Below are 19,620 nucleotides of genomic sequence, written 5' to 3'. Positions count from 1 at the left end.
CAGGAGTGAATATGGCCGTTCCGACTGGGACCACCAGTGGAGCGCCGGCCCGTACCGCGGCCGGGGGTTCCGACCCCGGCCGCGGTTCGCGTGAGAAGAGCGAGAACACGCGAAGCTCCGGGCTGAGCGGTCGTCGCGCGTGGATGTTGGTCGTACCGACCCTCGTCGTGCTGGCCGTCGTCATCGGCTACCCCGTGGTCCGGGCAGTGGTGATGTCGTTCCAGAAGGACGCGGGACTCGATCCGACGACCGGCATGTTCGTCGAGGGCGGCTGGGCCGGATTCACCAACTACACGCACTGGATTCTGCAGCAGTGCACGTCCCCGAGCGGGGTGGCGATGGCGTGCCCGCCCGGCACGCTCGGTTCCCAGTTCTGGTCGGCCGTCGGGAACACCGCGTTCTTCACGGTCGTCACGGTGACTCTCGAGGTCGCGATCGGCCTGTGGATGGCGATCATCATGGGCAAGACGTTCAAGGGCCGCGCCCTGCTGCGCGCCGCGGTCCTGATCCCGTGGGCCATCCCGACCGCGGTCACCGCCAAACTCTGGTACTTCATCTTCGCCTACGACGGCATCGCCAACCGCCTCCTCGGCACCGAGATCCTGTGGACGTCGGACGCCTGGCCGGCCCGGTTCGCGGTGATCATCTCGGACGTCTGGAAGACCACCCCGTTCATGGCCCTGCTGATCCTCGCCGGCCTGCAGATGATCCCGCAGGACGTGTACGAGGCGGCGCGCGTCGACGGCGCCTCCGCCTGGCAGCGGTTCCGGCAGATCACGCTCCCGCTGGTGAAGCCGGCGCTGATGGTCGCGATCCTGTTCCGCACGATGGACGCCCTGCGCATGTACGACCTGCCCGCCATCCTGACCGGCGGCAACCCGGCCACCACGACGGTGTCGATCCTCGTCGTCGACCAGGTGCGGCAAGGGTTCAACAGCGCGTCCGCACTCTCGACCATCACGTTCCTCCTGATCTTCGCGGTGGCATTCGTGCTCGTGAAGTTCCTCGGCGCCAACGCCGTCGAAACTCAGGAAGCCCAGCGAAAGGGGCCGAAGCCGTGACCCACCGCGCCCCGGAACTCGAACTCCCGAGCAAACCCCCCGCCCGCAACCGTCCGACGCGGCTCGCGTTCAAGAACTCCCGCATCTACATCGGTGTCGCGATCATCCTGGTCTGGGGGCTCGCGCCGTTCTACTGGATGATGGTGACGGCGTTCCGCGACCCGGACTACACGTTCGACACCACCCCGTGGCCCACGCACGTCACGCTCGAGAACTTCCAGAACGCACTGTCGACGAGCAGCGGCAACAACTTCACCCGCGCCGTCGTCAACAGCATGATCATCGGCGGAATCACCACGGTCATTGCCCTGGCCGTCGGCATCTTCACCGCCTACGCGCTGGCCCGCATCGAGTTCCGGTTCAAGTACGTGGTGGTCGGCATCGTGCTCGGGGCGTCGATGTTCCCCGTCGTCGCCCTGGTCACCCCGCTGTTCCAGCTGTTCACGAACATCGGCTGGATCGGCACGTACCAGGCGATGATCATCCCGAACATCTCGTTCGTCCTGCCGCTCACCATCTACACGCTGACGTCGTTCTTCAAGGAACTTCCCTGGGAACTCGAGGAGGCGGCCCGCATCGACGGCGCCAGCCGCGGTCAGGCGTTCCGGCTGGTGATGCTGCCGCTCGCGGCGCCGGCCCTGTTCACCACGGCCATCCTCGCGTTCATCGCGACCGTCAACGAGTACCTGCTGGCCAGCCAGCTCTCCAGTGACGCCACCGAACCCGTCACGGTCGCGATCGCCCGGTTCTCCGGCAACGACCCGCACGTCGTGCCGTACGCGGCGATCATGGCGGCGGGCACGATCGTCACCATTCCGCTGGTGATCATGGTGTTGCTGTTCCAGCGGCGCATCGTGTCGGGCCTGACGGCCGGCGGCGTGAAGAGCTGACGAGGTATCGGTAGTGCATCCGGTGGCGAAGCGGCAGCGGCTCGAGGTTCTGATCGGGATCCTCGGGTTCTTCACGGTGATGGCGTTCGTCGCCGCGGTCGTCGAGGTGTTCCGCGGCGACCCCGGTGTCACTCCCGCGCTGGTGTTGCTCGGGTGCCTGGTGCTGTCGGGGCTGGCGATCACCGCCCGGAAGCGGGTGCGCTGAAACAGTCCGGTCGGTACGGATAGTTGCTGGGCGATAGCGCGCCGCACGCCACGTCCAGGGTCGTTCACATAACATACGTACGGGTGGGTGCGACGATCCTCCGTGACCGGATAACTGACCGGGAGTGTGTAAGTGAGTTCTGGCAACGACGCGACGGACAATCGTGCCTCCGATCCGGGAGACACACCGCCCGCAGACGACGGTTCGGCCGAGACGACCACCCCACCACCGGACGGGAAGAAGAAGCGCACCCGCTGGCGTACGGTCCGCCGGGTGAGCCTGGTCGTGATCGCGTTGCTGCTGGTCATCCCGCTCGTCGTCTTCCTGGTCAGTTACATTCGCGCCGAGGTCCCGCGGCCGTCGGACATGAAGACCAACCAGGTGGCGACCGTCTTCGCCGCCGACGGCACCACCGAGCTGACCAAGGTGATCCCGCCGGAGGGTAACCGCACCGAGATCGCGCTCGACGCCATCCCCCAGCACGTCCGCGATGCCGTCCTGTCGGCGGAGGACCGCAACTTCTACTCCAACCCCGGGTTCTCTGTCACCGGTTTCATGCGCGCCGCCCGCGACAACGTCCTGGGCAAGGAAAGCGCGGGTGGCGGGTCGACGATCACGCAGCAGTACGTCAAGAACGTGCTGGTCGGCGCGGATCGCAACGTGTACCGGAAGATGCGGGAACTCGTGATCTCCACCAAGATGGCCCGCGAGTGGTCCAAGGACGAGATTCTCGCCGCCTACCTGAACACCATCTACTTCGGTCGCGGCGCGTACGGCATCGAGGCGGCGTCGCGCGCGTACTTCGACAAGCCGGTCGGCGACCTCACCGTCGCCGAGGGCGCGGTGCTCGCCTCGGTGATTCAGAGCCCGTCCTACCTCGACCCCGAAGCGAACCTCGACCAGTTGCAGGCGCGGTGGAACTACGTCCTCGACGGCATGGTCTCGATGGGTGTGCTGAGCCAGCAGGACCGCAGTGCCGCGGAGTTCCCGGTCACGGCGCCGTCCAACCGGCCCACCGACGCCAACTCCGCGCCCGGCCCCGACGGCCTGATCCGCAACCAGGTGCTGCGCGAGTTGTCGGATGCGGGGATCTCCGAGCAGACCCTCAACACCGAGGGCCTGCAGATCACCACCACGATCGATCCGCGGGCGCAGCAGTCCGCGATCGACGCCGTCCACGACAACCTCGAGGGTGAGGATCCGGCGCTGCGGACCGCGGTCGTGTCCATCGACCCGCGCACCGGCGGGGTGCGCGCGTACTACGGCGGCGAGGACGGCGCCGGCTTCGACTACGCGCAGGCGCCGCTGCAGACGGGGTCGTCGTTCAAGGTCTTCGGGCTGGCCGCCGCACTGGATCAGGGCATACCGCTCTCGGCCCGGTTCAGCAGCGCCCCGCTGACCGTCGGCAGTGTGCAGATCGGCAACGTCGAGGGCGAGTCCTGCGGCACCTGCACCATCGCGGAGGCGACGAAGCGATCGCTGAACACGAGTTTCTACCGGTTGATGATGTCGTTGGACAACGGCCCGCAGGCCATCGCCGACGCCGCCCACAAGGCGGGGATCCCGGAGTTCATCCCCGGAGTGCAGGGCAAGACGCTCAGCGAGAACGGCGGCGAACCGGAGGGCGGCATCGTTCTCGGCCAGTACCTGTCGCGGCCGATCGACATGGCGTCGGCGTATGCGACGCTCGCCGCGTCCGGGGTCTACCACCAGCCGTATTTCGTGCAGCGCGTCGTGACCGCCGACGGTGTCGTGCTCCTCGACCGGGCACCCAGCCCCGGTGAGCAGCGACTCGACGCGGCCGTCGCCGACAACATCAGCCAGGCCCTGATGCCGATCGCCTCGTACTCGCGGGGTCACGCGCTGGCGGGTGGACGCCCGTCCGCGGCGAAGACCGGCACCGCGCAACTCGGTGACACCGGTGAGAACAAGGACGCCTGGATGGTCGGCTACACACCGTCGCTGTCGACGGCGGTGTGGATCGGCAAGGCCGACGCCACCGCCATCAACAACACCTGGGGCGGGCTGATCTACGGTTCGGGTCTGCCGTCGGACATCTGGAAGGACACGATGGACGGCGCGCTCGACGACACCGACTGGGAAGACTTCCCGTGGCCCGACCCGATCGGCGGTCAGGCCGGCGTGCCGACGTGGAGCGGTCAGACCGGCGGCGACGGAACGGCTCCCGGCACCAGCGGGGTCGTCCCACCACCCGGCGCGCCCACACCCGCACCCGTCGAGGTTCCGCCCCCGGCGGCCGTCCCGGTGCCGCCCGTCCCGCCGGTGCCCGCACCCGTCCCGGCGCCGACCCAGATCGAAATCCTGCCGGGCGTCATCATCCCGCTGCCGGGTTAGCCGAGGTTCTGGAACCCGCCGCGCGGCGGAGTCCGGTGCGGCAGCACCACAACTCGCAGCGCGGCGCGGAGGCTCTCCTTCGTCTTCGCCCACGCCCGCGACTCGTCCTCGCACATGGCTGCCTCGTCGGCGTCCTCCTCGCGGGCGAGTTCGGCGTTGTGACGCCACTCGATCTCCTGCTCGGAGCAGAGGCGGAGGAATTCGAGAATGGTGTCGCGGTCGCGCCCGCAGATTTCCGCGACGTCGTCGGGGTCGAGGCCGCTTTCGGAGTCGAGGTGGATCAGGGTCACGAGGGCGGCGGGGAACTCGTCCACGCATTCGTGGTCGGCGGACGAGGACGTGGCCTCGGGTGTGGAATTGAGTTTGCCGCCAAGCCTTTCGGCGAACGCGTCGTCGATGGTGTCGACGAATTGCTCGAACATCCGGAACACCGACACCAGATGATCGGCGACAAACGGTGATCCGTCGACGCGCATGACGGCGACCACGTTGTCGACGATGAGCAGGAATTTGATGTCGGGCCACTGGCGGTTGAGGTCGGCGAGCGCCTCCGCCGTGCGCGTGCGGTCGCTGATCGTGTGAACCACCCGGGCGAACACCTCCACGCGGGCGTCCTCCTCGATGACCCGCACATATGTGGGGAGGTCGCCGACCCACACGAGGATGTCGCCGTCCGCGTCCTTGCCCGGTTCCTGCTCGAGCATGGCCTCGACCGCGGCGTCGACCCGGTCGCGCAATCCGGTGCCGTCGCGCAGCTGGGCGGGGACGTCGGCGGTACCGAACTCGGCGGTCTCGTCCCGGCCGCCGGTGATCGCCTTCAGGAACGAGGGGTGCAGAAGGTCCCAGATCTCCCGGAACACGGTCACCGTCATCGACGCCAGCAGGTGGGCGTCCTCCCGGTCGGCGTCGAGGTAGTACGACGCGGAACCGTTGCCCTCGCCGACGTGCTCACACAGGTCGGGGCGGTTCCAGCCGAGCTCGATCAGCCGCTCGTGCTCCTCCGCGGTGAGCGCCCGAGCCGGGTGCAGGAAGCGGTTGGACGGCACCTCGCACCGCACCTTGTCGCCGGCCCAGGCGAAGAATCGCACACACGCGGCGGTCTCGACGAGGCCCTCGTCGACGCTGTCGTACTGCGACTGCAGCACCAGTTCGTCGTCGTCCTCCATCGCGTGCACGTAGCCGGTCAGACGGTCCTGGAGCTCGGTCCAGGCGTCGTCGATCTCGCGATCGAAAGTGTTGTCGGACATCACGCCTCCCTCGATGAATCCTGGGTGTCACCGTAGAGGGAGGGTCTGACAAGAAGTCGAACACAAAGGCGAATGCACCTTTCGTCGCCGTGAAGACGACGAAAGGTGCATTCGCCCGTAAAGCTGTGTGGATTACTCCGCGTCGATGATGAACGCCTCGAGCTCGATGCGAGCCTTGTCGTCCGCCATCTGGACCGGCGGGGACTTCATCAGGTACGCGGACGCCGGGTAGACGGGTCCGCCGATGCCGCGGTCCTTGGCGATCTTGGCTGCGCGGACGGCGTCGATGATGATGCCCGCCGAGTTCGGGGAGTCCCAGACCTCGAGCTTGTACTCCAGGTTCAGCGGAACGTCACCGAACGCGCGACCCTCGAGGCGGACGTACGCCCACTTGCGGTCGTCGAGCCAGCCGACGTGATCCGACGGGCCGATGTGCACGTTGCCCGGACCGAGGTCGCGGGTCAGGTTCGACGTCACGGCCTGCGTCTTGGAGATCTTCTTCGACTCCAGGCGATCACGCTCGAGCATGTTCTTGAAGTCCATGTTGCCGCCGACGTTCAGCTGCATGGTGCGGTCGAGCTGCACGCCGCGGTCCTCGAACAGCTTCGCCATCACGCGGTGGGTGATGGTGGCGCCGACCTGCGACTTGATGTCGTCACCGACGATCGGGACGCCGGCGTCCTTGAACTTCGCAGCCCACTCGGGGTCGGAGGCGATGAACACGGGGAGGGCGTTGACGAACGCGACACCCGCGTCGATGGCGCACTGGGCGTAGAACTTGTCGGCGTCCTCGGAACCCACGGGCAGGTACGAGACCAGCACGTCGACCTTGGCGTCCTTCAGAGCCTTGACGACGTCGACGGGCTCGGCCTCGGAGATCTCGATGGTCTCGGCGTAGTACTTGCCGATGCCGTCGAGGGTGGGGCCGCGCAGAACCGGGACATCGGCCGGCGGGACGTCGGCGATCTTGATGGTGTTGTTCTCGCTGGCGAAGATGGCCTCGGACAGGTCGAATCCGACCTTCTTGGCGTCGACGTCGAACGCGGCGACGAACTGCACGTCGCGCACGTGGTACTTGCCGAACTTGACGTGCATGAGGCCGGGAACGGTCGCCGTCTCGTCAGCGTCCTTGTAGTACTGCACGCCCTGAACCAAGGACGAGGCACAGTTCCCCACGCCCACAATGGCTACGCGCACCGCGGTGCTGTTCTCACCCATGGTCGGGTTCTCCTTCTTTCTTAGGTGTTGCTGTCGATTGCTCGGCGGCGATCAGCTCGTTGAGCCAGCGCACTTCACGCTCACTGGATTCGAGGCCGAGCTGGTGGAGCTGCTTGGTGTAGCGATCCAGCGTGCCGCTCGCTCTGCCGATCGCGTCTCGAAGCCCCTCCCGGCGCTCCTCGACCTGGCGTCGTCTGCCTTCGAGGATCCGCATCCGCGCCTCGGCGGGGGTGCGGCTGAAGAAGGCGAGATGAACGCCGAATCCATCGTCGGTGTAGTTCTGCGGACCCGTGTCGGCGACCAGTTCCTTGAACCGCTCCTTGCCGATCGGCGTGAGCTGGTAGACGCGGCGGGCGCGACGCTTGACGGTCCCCGGAGGACCTGCGTCCTCGGCGATCAGTCCGTCGGCCTGCATGCGTCGGAGCGTCGGGTAGAGGGAACCGTAGGAGAAGGCGCGGAATGCACCCAGGAGTCCCGTCAACCGTTTGCGTAGCTCGTATCCGTGCATGGGTGACTCGTGGAGCAGCCCGAGAATTGCCAATTCGAGCATGTCCACCCCCTGAGTCGCCCGACCTAACCGTGTGATGCGATTCAAAACTATATCGCACCGATATATAGGACGATACGCCCGCTCGATACATGGGACAAGCCGTCACAGGTTGTCGACCCTGGTCCGGGCGCGCGAAAGCGCCGACGATGCCTCAGGGTTGCGGGACAGCCGCCCGGACGCTCAGTCCTCGAACGGGTAGATGTCGAACGGCTCGCCGTCGAATCCGACGACCATGTGCCCGCTATCGCCGTCGGCATTCTTCACGTGGATGGAGATGGTCGGCGGTCCGTCGTCCGAGCCGGGTTCGTAGCCGAAGGACACGATCTCCACCGCACCGTCGGGGACACGCAGCGTTTCGGGTGCCCCGGCGAGCAGTCCGGCGATCGCGACCTGGTCGACGGTGCCGAGGTCGAAGGACCTCTCGTCGGCGGCGCGGCTGGTGGAACTCCCCCAGTCGTCGAACTCGCCGTCGTAGAGGTAGGAATCGGACTGCCTCGCGTTTCCGGAGGCCGGCCGGTCGACGACGGCGTGTTCCGGGTAGAGGCCGAGGTCGTCGGCGACGGTGTCGCCGTACTCGGCGCGGTACTCGTCGAGGAAGAAGTGCAGGCCGGCGCCGGTGGTCAGGTTCGGCACCGATTTCGACGGGCCGAGATCGCTGTTCGCGACGGCTCCGGCGATGCCGCCGACGGCGGCCGCGGCGAAAACGAGGATCGCGGCGTACACCCATCGCCGGGGCGATCGGCGGCGGCGCGGCGACACGACGGGGCTGGCCGCGAGCCTGCTGGGGATCTGGAGGTCCCCGATCAGGCGTTCGAGTTCGTCGAACGTCTTCGCCCGCATCGCCGTGGAGGTGCGGGAGGCGTGTTCCGAGGCGGACAGTTGGCCGTCGGCGAGGGCGGCGTCGAGCAGCCCGCACGCGTCGGCGCGGTCGGAGTCGCGGGCGCGGATACCGGCGAGTGTGGTCCTGGGCATCTGCTGCGTCCTATCGGCCGAAAGGGCGGACACTCAGAGGTTCACCGGACGGGGTGAGCTCCATGTATCCGCTCTCGCTGAACTCGTTGGTCACGTAGATCGACACGGTGGGGCCGGCGCTGTCGGTCTGGAACGAGATGTGACTGACTTTTCCGTCCGGGACGTTCAGACTCACCGGGGCGCCCGCGACCGTTCGGCCGATCCTGTCGAGGTTCAGCGTCGACAGGTCGAACACGGGGGTGTCGACCTTCCGGGTGGTCGGGGTGCCGGACGGCGTGAACCCGCCGCGGTAGCCGTAGCTCACCATCCGGTTCGGTTCGAGTGGGAGCGCGCGTTCGAGGCTGGCGTGGCCGCCCTCGTAGAGGGTGAGGTCGTCGACGATCAGGTCGCCGAACTTGGTGCGGTAGCGGTCGAGAAATACCTTCATGCCCTCGGGGGACACGGGGTTCGGGGTCGCGACCACCAGCGGTTCGACGGCATCGAAATCGATCTGCTGCGCGACGGGCGTCACGGTGGCCTCCGCGTCGTCGCCGGCGGCGAGGGTGAAGGTGCCGACCGCCGCCGCGATCGCGATCGCGGCCACGGCGAGCGGGAACCAGGGCCTGGCGGTGTCGCGCGGGGGCCGTGCGTCCGGCGGTGCGTCGGCGGGCCGTTGCAGGTCACCGACCAGAACGTCGAGGTCGGCCAGGGTGCGGGCCTCCGAGGCGAGGTCGGACATCGCACGGTGCTCGGACTTGTTGATCTGGCCGTCGCCGAACGCGGCATCGAGCAGTGCGGACGTGTTGGCTCGATCGACGTCTCGCGCCCGCGTGTTCGCGGGGTATCGGCTGGCCACCCGAGGATCTTAGAGCGCGAAGGGCTAGATCGCGGGGTTCACCTGCCAGACGTCGCCGCCGAGGGTCGCTCGCAGGTAGCCGCCGCCGGTCCGGGCCTTGTCGTATACGTACACGTTGATCGCGGGTCCCTTGCCGCCGTCGGCGAGGAGGACGTGCCCGATGCTGCCGTCCGGGGCGCCGACCAGCCGGGGTGCGTCGGCGATGAGCGCGACGAGTGCGGGGACGTCGACCTGGGCGAGGTCGACCTCGCCGGTTCCGGGGAGGCGCTGCGTGCGGGTGTCCGACGTCTTGAATCCGCCGCGGAAGTCGTACCGGTCGACCTTGTCGGGGGCGTCCGGCGCCGCTCGCGACAGGATCGCGTACTGGTCGTACAACCCCAGTTCGTGGACGGTGAGGTCGCCGAACTTCTGCCGGTACTGCTCGAAGAGGGCGTAGATCCCGTCCTGGGTGAGGGGCTGCGCCGCTCCCACGATGATCGGCTCGACGGCGGGCACCGCGACCTCCGGCTGGGCCAGGGGCTTCTCGACCTGCGCCGGGACCGGTGTGACGACGGGGTCCGGGCCGTCCTGCCCGGTGAGCGCGAGACCGATCGCGCCGACCGCGATCACCGCCCCGCACGCGACCGCGATCCGCAGCGCCCGCCGGGGTGATCCCGGGCTCCGGACGGGTGCCTGTTCCGTGACCGACGACGGCAGCTGCAGGTCGCTGATCAGCAGGTTCAACTCGGCCAGGGTCTTCGCGGACATGGCCTGGGCAGACCGGTCGTGGTACTCGCCGGCACCGAGCTGGCCGTCGGCGTACGCGGCGTCGAGTTGGCTGCATGCGTTGACCCGGTCGAGGTCACGTGCGCGAGTCTGCGAGGACGGTCCTGAGGCCACACCGGCATCGTAGTGCGGCAACCGTGTTTGACCAGCGTCACTCGACCGACCCCTTCTCTCCGAACGCGACGCACGTACTCTGGTCTCCGTGCGGATACAGCGGCAGGTGGTGGACTATGCGCTTCAGCGCCGGTCTCTCCTGGCCGAGGTCTACTCGGGCAGGACGGGTGTCAAGGAGGTCTGCGACGCCAGCCCCTACCTGCTTCGTGCCGCAAAGTTCCACGGCAAGGGCAGTGACGTGGTGTGCCCGATCTGCCGTAAGGAGCAGTTGACTCTCGTTTCCTGGGTCTTCGGCGACAAGTTGGGCCCGGTGTCGGGTTCGGCGCGTACGGCCGAGGAGTTGGTGCGTCTTGCGTCCACTCAGGAGGAGTTCTCGGTTCACGTGGTCGAGGTGTGCCGGACATGCAGCTGGAACCATTTGGTTCAGTCCTATGTTCTCGGTACCGTGCCCGCACCGAAACGGCCCAGGCGGTCGTCGCCACGGCCTCGGCCTCCGAGCCGTCGCACCGCGAGCGAGTAGACACGCCCGAACACGGACGCGGGCCGAAGAATGCCCACAGACGTAACGCAGGACTGAAGCCGGTCCACAACCACTGGAGATTTGTACGTGAGTTCCCCCCGCAGCAACGCCCCGGGTGATCGACCGAACGGACCGAGACGACCGAGTGGCCCCCCGCCACAGGGGCGCCCCGGAGGTCCACCACCCCGCGGCGGACAGCCTGCGGGTGGTCCCCCGCCGCGCCGGATGCCGCCTCCGCCCCCGCAGGGTGGTGGCCGTCCCCCGGCCCGCCGCCTCGCCGTCCCGGTCCGCCGCCGCAGGGTGGCGGCCGGCCGCCCGGTCCCCCGCCGCGCCGTCCCGGCCCCCGCCCGGACGTCCCGCGGGTGCACCCCCGGTCGCGCGCAACCAGTCGGGCCCCGGTGGGCGCCCGCCGGGACCGCCGCCGTCGAACGGTCGCAAGACCGGTGGCGGCCGTGGTGGCGAACCGCCGAAGGGTGGAAAGAAGACGGCTGTGAAGAAGTCGCGGTGGAAGATCGTGCGCCGGACGGCGTACGCGTGTGTCGCGCTGGGTCTGATCATCCCGATCCTGCTGTTCATGGCGGCCTACGTCGTCCAGGACGTTCCGCGTCCCGGCGACCTCAAGACCAACCAGGTGGCCACGATCTACGCGTCCGACGGCACGTCGGTGCTGAGCAAGGTGGTGCCGCCGGAGGGCAACCGCACCGAGGTGACGCTCGACCAGATCCCGAAGCACACCCGTGACGCGGTGCTCGCTGCCGAGGACCGGGACTTCTACTCGAACCCCGGCTTCTCCATCGGTGGTTTCGCGCGTGCCGCCCGCGACAACGTCCTGGGCAAGGACAGCGCCGGTGGTGGCTCGACCATCACGCAGCAGTACGTGAAGAAGACGATGGTCGGTTCCGAGCGTTCGCTGACGCGAAAAATGAAGGAACTCGTCATCTCGTCGAAGATGGCCCGTGAGTGGTCCAAGGACGACATCCTCGCCGCGTACCTGAACACCATCTACTTCGGGCGTGGTGCGTACGGCATCGCGGCCGCGTCGAAGGCGTACTTCAACAAGCCTGTCGACCAGTTGACCGTCGAGGAGAGCGCGGTGCTGGCGTCGTCGATCCAGCTGCCGTCGCTGCTCGACCCGGAGACCAACCCGGAGGGTGCGCAGGCGCGCTGGAACTACGTGCTCGACGGCATGGTGTCGGCGGGAACGCTGCAGCAGTCGGCCCGGTCGGTGATGCAGTACCCGCCGTACGTGCCAATCGCTCAGGTCGACAACGGCAACCAGGATTCGGGACCGGAGGGCCTGATCAAGAACCAGGTTCTGCGGGAGCTGGGTGAGGCCGGGATCAGCGAGCAGCTGCTCAACACCGAGGGCCTCGAGATCACCACCACCATCGACCCGGTCGCCCAGGCGGCGGCCGTGGATTCGGCCCGCTCCAACATGGAGGGTGAGCCGGAGAACCTGCGCACGGGTGTGGTGTCGGTCGACCCGAAGACCGGCGCCGTGCGCGCGTACTACGGCGGCGAGGACGGCGGCGGCTACGACTTCGCGAACGCCGGCCTGCAGACCGGTTCGTCGTTCAAGGTGTTCGGTCTCGCCGCGGCCCTCGACCAGGGCATCCCGCTGTCGCAGATGTACGACAGCTCGGAGCTCACGGTCAACGGCATCACCATCAGCAACGTCGAGGGCGAGGGCTGCGGCACCTGCACCATCGCCGAGGCGTTGAAGCGGTCGCTGAACACCAGCTTCTACCGTCAGGAACTCGCACTCGACGGCGGACCGCAGGCGATCGCCGACATGGCCCACAAGGCGGGCATCCCGGAGGAGATCCCCGGCGTCGGACCGTCGCTGACCGAGCCCGACGGCAGTGGTCCCAACAACGGCATCGTCCTCGGCCAGTACCAGTCGCGGGTCCTCGACATGGCGTCGTCGTACGCCACGCTGGCCGCGTCGGGCACGTACCACGCCCCGCACTTCGTGCAGAAGGTCGTGAGCGCGGACGGCACGGTGTTGCTCGACCGCGGCGGCGACACCGGTGAGGACCGCATCGACAAGGACGTCGCCGACAACGTGACGTCGGCGATGGAGCCGATCGCCGGGTACTCGCGTGGCCACAACCTGGCAGGCGGACGCCCGTCGGCCGCGAAGACCGGTACCGCGCAGCTCGGCGACACCGGGAAGAACAAGGACGCCTGGATGGTCGGGTACACCCCGTCGCTGTCCACGGCGGTGTGGGTCGGCACCACCGACGGTCAGGCGCTGGAGAACAGCGGCGGCGCCATGATCTACGGTTCCGGTCTGCCGTCCGACATCTGGAAGGACACGATGGACGGCGCCCTCGAGGGCACCGACGTCGAGAAGTTCCCGAAGCCGGGTGCGATCGGTGGTCAGTCTGGTGTCCCGGCCTATTCGGCGCCCGCACCGACCAAGACGTCGGCGCCGCCGTCGAGCACGTTCCAGTTGCCGACGGAACTCGTGCCGCCGGTGGTCGTGACGCCGTCGCCGGTGGAGATCCTGCCCGGCATCACCATCCCGATTCCGGGTCTGGCACCGCGGCAGACCACTCCGGCCCCGGCCGTGCCGGCGGAACCGGAGACGACGACACCGCCGAACGCCGGTAACGGCCAGCAGCAGGTTCCGACCCGTTAACGGCGACCGGTAGCCTCGCGGAGTGGCCGACAACCGTGACGCGCACGCCGTCCGAGACGCGGGCGAGACGGAATTCGTCTCGCCCGCGCCGCTGGCGAAAGACCGGCGTTCCGCGGATTGGCGGGACCTTCCGGGCCGCACCGACCCGCTGACCGCCGATCTGTCCGGCGTGATCGGCGGTCCGGTCGGACGGCACGCCGTCGTCGGGCGCAGCCGGTTCTTCACGCCGATGCGCGCCATCCTGTTGCTGGCGATCGTGTTTCTCGCGCTCGGCTGGTTCGCGAAGGCGCCGTGCATCCAGCAGGCTCCCGTCGGCGAGAACGGCGCGCTCGGGCTCGACTGGAGCGGCAGCAGGCAGTACGTCGCGATGTGCTACTCGGACACGGTGCCCCTGTACGGGGCGGAACGGTTGAACGAGGGCGCGTTCCCCTACAAGAAGTGGTGGGAAGAGACCGCAGGCAACGGCCAGATCCAGCGCCGCTACATGGAATACCCGGTGATCTCCGGGCTCTACCAGTACGGCGCGATGACGATCGCGAAGTCCTGGGATGCGGTGCACTGGCTGCCCGGCGCCCTGCAGGTCGCGATCTATTTCAACGTCGTCGCACTCGGTCTGGCACTGGCCTGGCTGGTCACCGTCTGGGCGAGTGCGCTGCTGGCCGGACGCCGGATCTGGGACGCCGCGCTGATCGCCGCGTCCCCGCTCGTGATCGTGCACGCGTTCACGAATTTCGATCCCCTCGCAACGGCTTTCGCCGCGGGCGGGCTGCTGGCGTGGTCACGGAAACGGCCGGTGCTCGCCGGGATTCTGCTCGGGCTCGGCGGCGCCGCCAAGCTGTATCCGCTGCTTCTCCTCGGACCCCTGCTGGTGTTGTGCCTGCGCGCGGGCCGGGTGCGGGACTGGTCGGTGACCGCACTGACCGGGGTCGGCGCGTGGATCGCGGTGAATCTGCCGATCGCCGTGCTGTTCCCGCGCGGCTGGGCCGAGTTCTTCCGGCTCAATTCCGAACGCGGCGCCGACCCCGACTCCATCTACAACGTCATCTCCTCGTTCACGGGCTGGACCGGATTCGACGGCATCCTGGCGGCCGGTCAGGCGCCCACCGTGCTCAACGCGGTGTCGTTCCTGCTGTTCGCCCTCGTGTGCGTCGGGATCGGGTATGTCGCGCTCACGGCGCCGAGACGGCCGCGGCTCACCCAACTGTGCTTCCTCCTGGTCGCGGGTTTCCTCCTCACCAACAAGGTGTGGAGCCCGCAGTATTCGCTGTGGCTGGTGCCGCTGGCCGTGCTCGCGTTCCCGCACCGGCGGATCCTGCTGGCCTGGATGACGATCGACGCACTCGTGTGGGTGCCGCGCATGTTCTACTACCTCGGCGTGGCCGACAAGGGGCTCCCCGAGCAGTGGTTCACCGCCGCGGTGGTGGTCCGCGACGTCGCGGTCGTGGTCATCTGCGCGCTGATCCTCCGCCAGATCTACCGGCCCGACGAGGACCTCGTGCGGTACGGCTTCATCGACGATCCGGCGGGCGGCGTGCTCGACCAGGCGCCCGATGCGCAGCCGCGGTGGCTGCCTGCCTGGCTACGCCCCCGCCAACCGGTAGAAGCGGCTCCCGCTCACGGCGTTTCGCCAGGCTAGGGCTTCGACAACACCAGCGCCGCCCCGACCGCGAACACGGCGATCGAGACACCGAGGGCGATCGCGCGGATCGACCACTGGCGGGCGTCGGCGGCGGCGCGCACCGACAGGTCGTACTCGCCGCGCTCCCACAGTCGGTGGACGGTGAGCGCACGCAGAAGCGCGACGACGCCGAACGGCACGAACGCGACAATCGCAAGAACGGCGAGCGGCAGACTGCTGGCCGGCGGCGGTGCCAGCGGCCCGCGGTAGTCCGCCCCGGTGTCCTGCTGCTGCGACGTCATGCGTTGCCTCCCCGTGGTGGTGCCCACGACCGTGGGCGACGACGTGGAGTATAGACCGTCGAGATCCACGACTGTGCAGTGCCTTTCGCGCGCCCGGCGGTTACGGTCCGGCTACCGGCCGGTCTCCACGGCGGGCGGATGCGCCCGGGCCGCGACCCACGCCGCCACCTGGGTGCGGGAGCTGACGGCCAGCTTGTCGAAGATGTGCTCGACGTGCCCGTCGACGGTGCGCCGCGAGATCACCAGCCCTTCGGCTATCTGCCGATTACTGAGACCCTGCGCGAGCAGTTCGGCGATCTCCTGTTCCCGCTTCGTCAGAGGCGACGCCTCGGCGACGGGCGCCGCCGCGTCCTCGGTCCGGGTGCCGAGCGCGAGGTCGACTGCCTGCTCGATGGTGAGCCGGACCGCGGGCGTTGCGAGTTGGGCGAACTCGCCGGGCCCCACCATGCGGGCGGCGTCCCGCTCGGACGACTGGGAGTCGTCGGTGATCTGGGGGCCGAACGCCGCGACGGACGTGCCGAGCCGATGCCACACCCCTTTCGCGGCGCCGCACAGGGTCGCTGCCGCGTTCGCGTCGCCGCTCGACGTCGCCACCCATGACAGCACCTCGATCGACAGGGCCGTGCAGATCTTGTCCTTGAAGTCGCGCTGGATCCGCAGCGCCTGCTGGGCGGCGTCGACGGCGTCGTCGGTCCGGCCCAGGTGGAAGTACGCGACGCTCGAAACCCAGAGGGCGTAGGCCTTGTTCCACTTCTCGCCGTGCCTGTCCGCCACCGCGATCACGTCGCGGCACGTCTCCAGTGCGTCGTCGAGTCGGCCGTCGTAGGTCTGCGCCATGCCCAGTTCGAACGACGCCGTCAGCGCCGAGGCCGTGTCGCCGACGGCGCGGTGGACGGCGATCGCGTCACGGAACAGCAGGATCGCGTCGGCGGGGCGGCCGGAGAACACCGCGTGGATCCCCGCCCAGTGATCGGCGTGCGCGCGCAGTCGCTCGTCGCCGAGTGCCGTCGCGATCGTGGTGCATTCGTCGAGGTGTTCCCGCGCGGCGTCGCGGTCACCCTGGATCAGCGCGGTCCACGCGGTCACCCACAGCACGTCGCCCCGCTCCCGGGTCGGTTCGGTGAGCCGCTGCAGGATCCGCTCGAGCCGGATCCGCCCGTCGGACAGGTTGCCGCCGGCGATCCAGTGATACCGCAGGGCGACGGCCAGTTCGGCGGCCGCGGCCCGCTGCGAGTCGTCGTGCAGGGCCCAGTCCAGGGCGGCGACGAGGTTGGGGTGGTCGATCCGCAGTTCCGCGAGTGTCTCGGATTGTCCTGGCCCGCACCAGTCCAGCGACGACCGGCGGGCGCGCTCCGAATAGTGCTCGAGGTGTCGCCGGTACAGTTCGTCGCGTTCCCCGCCGCGGTCGAGAAGCTCGTGCCCGTACTCGCGGACCGTCATCAGCTGCGAATAGCGGAGCCTCTCGGTCGAACGGTCCACGGTGACAAGGCATTTTCCGACCAGCCGGTCGAGGACGTCGATGACCGGCGAGTCCGACAGCTCACCGAACCCGGTGATCGCCTCCGCGGCTTCGAGATCGAAGCTGCCGGGGAACACGGCGAGGCGCGACCACAGTCGCCGCTCGGTGTCGGAGCACAGTTCGTAACTCCAGTCGATGAGGGCGCGCAGCGTCTGCTGGCGGGGCATCGCCGCACGGTCGCCGCCGGTGAGGAGCGCGAACCGCTGGTCGAGGCGTTCGACGAGCTGCGACGCGGACAGCGACCGCAGCCGGGCGGCGGCGAGTTCGATGGCGAGCGGAATCCCGTCGAGCTGATTGCACAACTGGGCGACGGCGGGGGCGTTCGCGTCGGTGAGGCGGAAGTCGGCGACGACCCCCTGCGCCCGCTCGACGAGCAGCGACACCGATTCGAACGGGGCGATGTCCGCGGCGCGGCAGTCCTCCACGTCACCCGGGGTGCTCAGCGGCGGAAGCACGTACGTGAATTCACCGGCGATCCCGAGCGGTTCGCGACTCGTGGTGAGCACCCGGACCTCCGGCGCGGCGGCCAGGACGGTGCCGGCGAATTCACCGGCGGCGGACAGCAGATGCTCGCAGTTGTCGAGGACGATCAGCAGGTGCCGCGACTGCAGGTGGTCGACCACCTTGTCCATCACCGCGCGGCTGGACTGATCGGTGACGCCGAGGGCGGCCGCGGCGGCGGAGGGCAGCGCGCCGGGGTCGCGGACGGGCGCGAGGTCGATCCACCGGACCGAGTCGCGGAAGGCGCGCGCCGAGCGGACCGCGAGTTCCTCGGCCAACCGCGTCTTGCCCACGCCGCCCGCGCCGAGCAACGACACCAGCCGGGACTGTTGGAGTCGGGCGCGGGCTTCCTCGATCTCGCGGCGCCGGCCGATGAAGCTGGTCATCGACCTGGTGAGTTCTCTCGAGCGAGTCAGTGGATCTCTCCCGTGTCCGGTCGGCCAGGTGTGGCACGAACCTACCCTCACCTGCTGTGACGGACAACACAGGTAATCAAGGGGGTGTTTCACCCCGTGTGGGGGTGATGTGACGTGGGTCATTGTCGTTGGCATACCCCGGTTGCCTGCTCGACTCCAGCCGGAACCCACCGTTCACGAGGAGCTCACCGCCATGTCAAAGACCATTTCTTCCGCCGACGTCGATGTCGTCGTCGTGGGTGCCGGGTTCGCCGGCCTCTACGCGCTGCGCAAGTTGCGCGACACGATGGCGCTGTCGACGCGGGTGTTCGAGGCCGGCTCGGACGTGGGCGGCACCTGGTTCTGGAATCGGTACCCTGGCGCCCGCTGCGACATCGAGAGCGTCCACTACTCGTACTCGTTCGACGAGGATCTTCAGCAGGACTGGCAGTGGAGTGAGAAGTTCGCCGGACAGCCGGAGATCCTCCGCTACCTCGAACATGTCGCCGACCGCTTCGACCTGCGCAAGGACATCACGTTCGGCACCCGGGTGATCGGCGTGCACTGGGACGACGAGGACTCGGTGTGGACGGTCCGCACCGACGACGGCGCCGTCGTCCGCAGCCGGTACTTCATCTCGGGCGCGGGCAACCTGTCGGTGCCGAAGACGCCGGAGTTCGGCGGCATCGAGAATTTCCGCGGGGAGGTGCTGCTCACCGGCAACTGGCCGCGCGAAGGTGCCGACTTCACCGGCAAGCGGGTTGCCGTGATCGGGACCGGGGCCAGCGGCATCCAGGCCATCCCGTTCATCGCCGAGGACGCCGCCGAACTGGTCGTCTTCCAGCGCACCCCCAACTTCGCGACGCCCCTCGGCAACGGTCCGATCGACCCGGACGAGGTGGCCGAGATCAAGGGCAACTACGCGGACGTGCGGAACGCGGCCCGCAACCACTTCCTCGGCGTCCCGTTCGATCAGGTGCAGCCGTCCGCGCTCGCCGTCGACGCCGACGAGCGTCGCCGCACGTTCGACGAGCGCTGGAACGCCGGCGGGTTCCGGTTGTTCATCGACTCCTATCAGGACATCCTGTTCGACAAGGAAGCCAACGACACCATCGCCGACTACATCCGGGAGCGGATCCACGAGCGGGTTCAGGACCCGGCGAAGGCCGCGACGCTGGCGCCGACCGGCTACGCGTACGGCACCAAGCGTCCCCCGCTCGAGACCAACTACTACGAGGCGTTCAACCGCGACTCGGTGAGCGTCGTCGACGTGAAATCCACGCCGATCGACGAGATCACCTCGACGGGAGTCCGGGTCGGCGACCGCGTGTACGAGGTCGACACCATCGTGCTCGCAACCGGATTCGACGCCATGACCGGACCGCTGATGGCGATGGACATCCGCGGTCGGGGCGGGCTGCCGCTGGCCGAGAAGTGGGAGCACGGACCCAGGACCTACCTCGGCATCATGGTCAACGAATTCCCGAACCTGTTCGTCATCACCGGGCCGCAGTCGCCGTCGGTGCTCTACAACATGCCCCTCGCCATCGAGGACCACGTCGACTTCGCCACCGATGCGATCGACCACCTGGACCGGCGCGGCCTCGACGTCATCGAGCCCACAGCGCAGGCCGAAAGCGATTGGGGCGCACTGACCAACGACATCGCGAACCAGACGCTGCTGCCGGAGACGAACTCCTGGTACATGGGCGCGAACATCCCCGGCAAGCCCCGCGCCTGCATGGTCTACCTCGGCGGCGCCCCCACCTACCGGGCCACCTGCGAGGACGTCGTCGCGGGCGGCTACTCCGGCTTCGCGCTCACCCGGGCGGAGGCCCGCGTCGCCTCCCCCGCCGGGCAGCGTGTCCGCCGGGCTTCCACAGTGTCCTGACCCCGAACCCCGACAGAG

General features: G+C 68.5%; 16 protein-coding genes. 8 read left to right on the top strand and 8 right to left on the bottom strand.

What is annotated here, in order from left to right; translation table 11 throughout:
* The first annotated feature begins 11 nt into the window (after positions 1 to 11).
* From I1A62_RS25645 to I1A62_RS25630, 4 genes are all read left to right on the top strand, one after another.
* Positions 12 to 1,061, top strand: a complete 1,050-nt coding sequence (locus I1A62_RS25645) for a carbohydrate ABC transporter permease (protein ID WP_124389588.1) — start codon at positions 12 to 14, stop codon at positions 1,059 to 1,061.
* Entirely contained in the window at positions 1,058 to 1,951 is an 894-nt protein-coding gene (locus I1A62_RS25640) for a carbohydrate ABC transporter permease (RefSeq protein WP_087555589.1), read from the top strand. Before I1A62_RS25645 ends, I1A62_RS25640 begins: the two co-directional genes overlap by 4 nt.
* A 13-nt stretch (positions 1,952 to 1,964) precedes the next feature.
* Positions 1,965 to 2,156 carry a hypothetical protein gene (locus tag I1A62_RS25635; protein WP_095861518.1) on the top strand — a complete coding sequence of 64 codons (192 nt, stop codon included), beginning with the start codon at positions 1,965 to 1,967 and terminating at the stop codon, positions 2,154 to 2,156.
* A 132-nt stretch (positions 2,157 to 2,288) separates the two neighbouring features.
* Complete coding sequence (locus tag I1A62_RS25630; protein ID WP_219460877.1) at positions 2,289 to 4,511, top strand: transglycosylase domain-containing protein; 2,223 nt, start codon at positions 2,289 to 2,291, stop codon at positions 4,509 to 4,511.
* On the opposite strand, the gene I1A62_RS25625 is transcribed toward I1A62_RS25630, so the two are convergent.
* From I1A62_RS25625 to I1A62_RS25600, 6 genes are all read right to left on the bottom strand, one after another.
* On the bottom strand, positions 4,508 to 5,758 hold the full coding sequence (locus tag I1A62_RS25625; protein WP_219460875.1) for a hypothetical protein: 1,251 nt from the start codon (positions 5,756 to 5,758) through the stop codon (positions 4,508 to 4,510). The two genes, I1A62_RS25630 and I1A62_RS25625, sit on opposite strands and share 4 nt — an antisense overlap.
* Before the next feature lie 132 nt (positions 5,759 to 5,890).
* A complete protein-coding gene (locus tag I1A62_RS25620) occupies positions 5,891 to 6,976 on the bottom strand; it encodes an inositol-3-phosphate synthase (protein WP_072947297.1) in 1,086 nt (361 codons plus the stop codon).
* Entirely contained in the window at positions 6,969 to 7,526 is a 558-nt protein-coding gene (locus I1A62_RS25615) for a PadR family transcriptional regulator (protein WP_012690437.1), read from the bottom strand. Before I1A62_RS25615 ends, I1A62_RS25620 begins: the two co-directional genes overlap by 8 nt.
* A gap of 180 nt (positions 7,527 to 7,706) precedes the next feature.
* Positions 7,707 to 8,498 (bottom strand): DUF1707 domain-containing protein, encoded by a 792-nt coding sequence (locus I1A62_RS25610; protein WP_219460873.1) that lies wholly within the window; start codon positions 8,496 to 8,498, stop codon positions 7,707 to 7,709.
* A 10-nt stretch (positions 8,499 to 8,508) separates the two neighbouring features.
* Complete coding sequence (locus tag I1A62_RS25605) at positions 8,509 to 9,333, bottom strand: DUF1707 domain-containing protein (RefSeq protein ID WP_219460871.1); 825 nt, start codon at positions 9,331 to 9,333, stop codon at positions 8,509 to 8,511.
* Positions 9,334 to 9,357: 24 nt separating this feature from the next.
* Positions 9,358 to 10,212 carry a DUF1707 domain-containing protein gene (locus I1A62_RS25600; protein ID WP_219460868.1) on the bottom strand — a complete coding sequence of 285 codons (855 nt, stop codon included), beginning with the start codon at positions 10,210 to 10,212 and terminating at the stop codon, positions 9,358 to 9,360.
* Positions 10,213 to 10,300: 88 nt separating this feature from the next.
* Here I1A62_RS25600 and I1A62_RS25595 point away from each other — a divergent pair, with 88 nt between their 5' ends.
* The 3 genes from I1A62_RS25595 to I1A62_RS25585 all read left to right on the top strand — a co-directional run bounded on the left by I1A62_RS25595 (position 10,301) and on the right by I1A62_RS25585 (position 15,012).
* Complete coding sequence (locus I1A62_RS25595; protein ID WP_072947293.1) at positions 10,301 to 10,732, top strand: DUF5318 domain-containing protein; 432 nt, start codon at positions 10,301 to 10,303, stop codon at positions 10,730 to 10,732.
* 490 nt (positions 10,733 to 11,222) lie between these two features.
* Entirely contained in the window at positions 11,223 to 13,376 is a 2,154-nt protein-coding gene (locus I1A62_RS25590) for a transglycosylase domain-containing protein (RefSeq protein WP_192581703.1), read from the top strand.
* A gap of 22 nt (positions 13,377 to 13,398) precedes the next feature.
* The gene (locus I1A62_RS25585) at positions 13,399 to 15,012 is read left to right on the top strand and encodes a glycosyltransferase family 87 protein (protein WP_219460866.1); all 1,614 of its coding nucleotides are present in this window, start codon (positions 13,399 to 13,401) and stop codon (positions 15,010 to 15,012) included.
* On the opposite strand, the gene I1A62_RS25580 is transcribed toward I1A62_RS25585, so the two are convergent.
* Positions 15,009 to 15,296 carry a CD225/dispanin family protein gene (locus I1A62_RS25580; protein ID WP_219460863.1) on the bottom strand — a complete coding sequence of 96 codons (288 nt, stop codon included), beginning with the start codon at positions 15,294 to 15,296 and terminating at the stop codon, positions 15,009 to 15,011. The two genes, I1A62_RS25585 and I1A62_RS25580, sit on opposite strands and share 4 nt — an antisense overlap.
* A gap of 111 nt (positions 15,297 to 15,407) precedes the next feature.
* Complete coding sequence (locus I1A62_RS25575) at positions 15,408 to 17,702, bottom strand: LuxR C-terminal-related transcriptional regulator (RefSeq protein ID WP_219460861.1); 2,295 nt, start codon at positions 17,700 to 17,702, stop codon at positions 15,408 to 15,410.
* A gap of 223 nt (positions 17,703 to 17,925) precedes the next feature.
* Between I1A62_RS25575 and I1A62_RS25570 the strand changes: the two genes are divergently transcribed.
* Positions 17,926 to 19,602, top strand: a complete 1,677-nt coding sequence (locus I1A62_RS25570) for an NAD(P)/FAD-dependent oxidoreductase (protein WP_219460857.1) — start codon at positions 17,926 to 17,928, stop codon at positions 19,600 to 19,602.
* Positions 19,603 to 19,620: the final 18 nt, after the last annotated feature.

It is taken from the genome of Rhodococcus sp. USK10, from assembly GCF_019378875.1.
GTDB lineage: Bacteria > Actinomycetota > Actinomycetes > Mycobacteriales > Mycobacteriaceae > Rhodococcus_F > Rhodococcus_F pseudokoreensis.
Note: the sequence above shows the minus strand (reverse complement) of the source record. Positions and strands in the feature narration are given on the sequence as shown.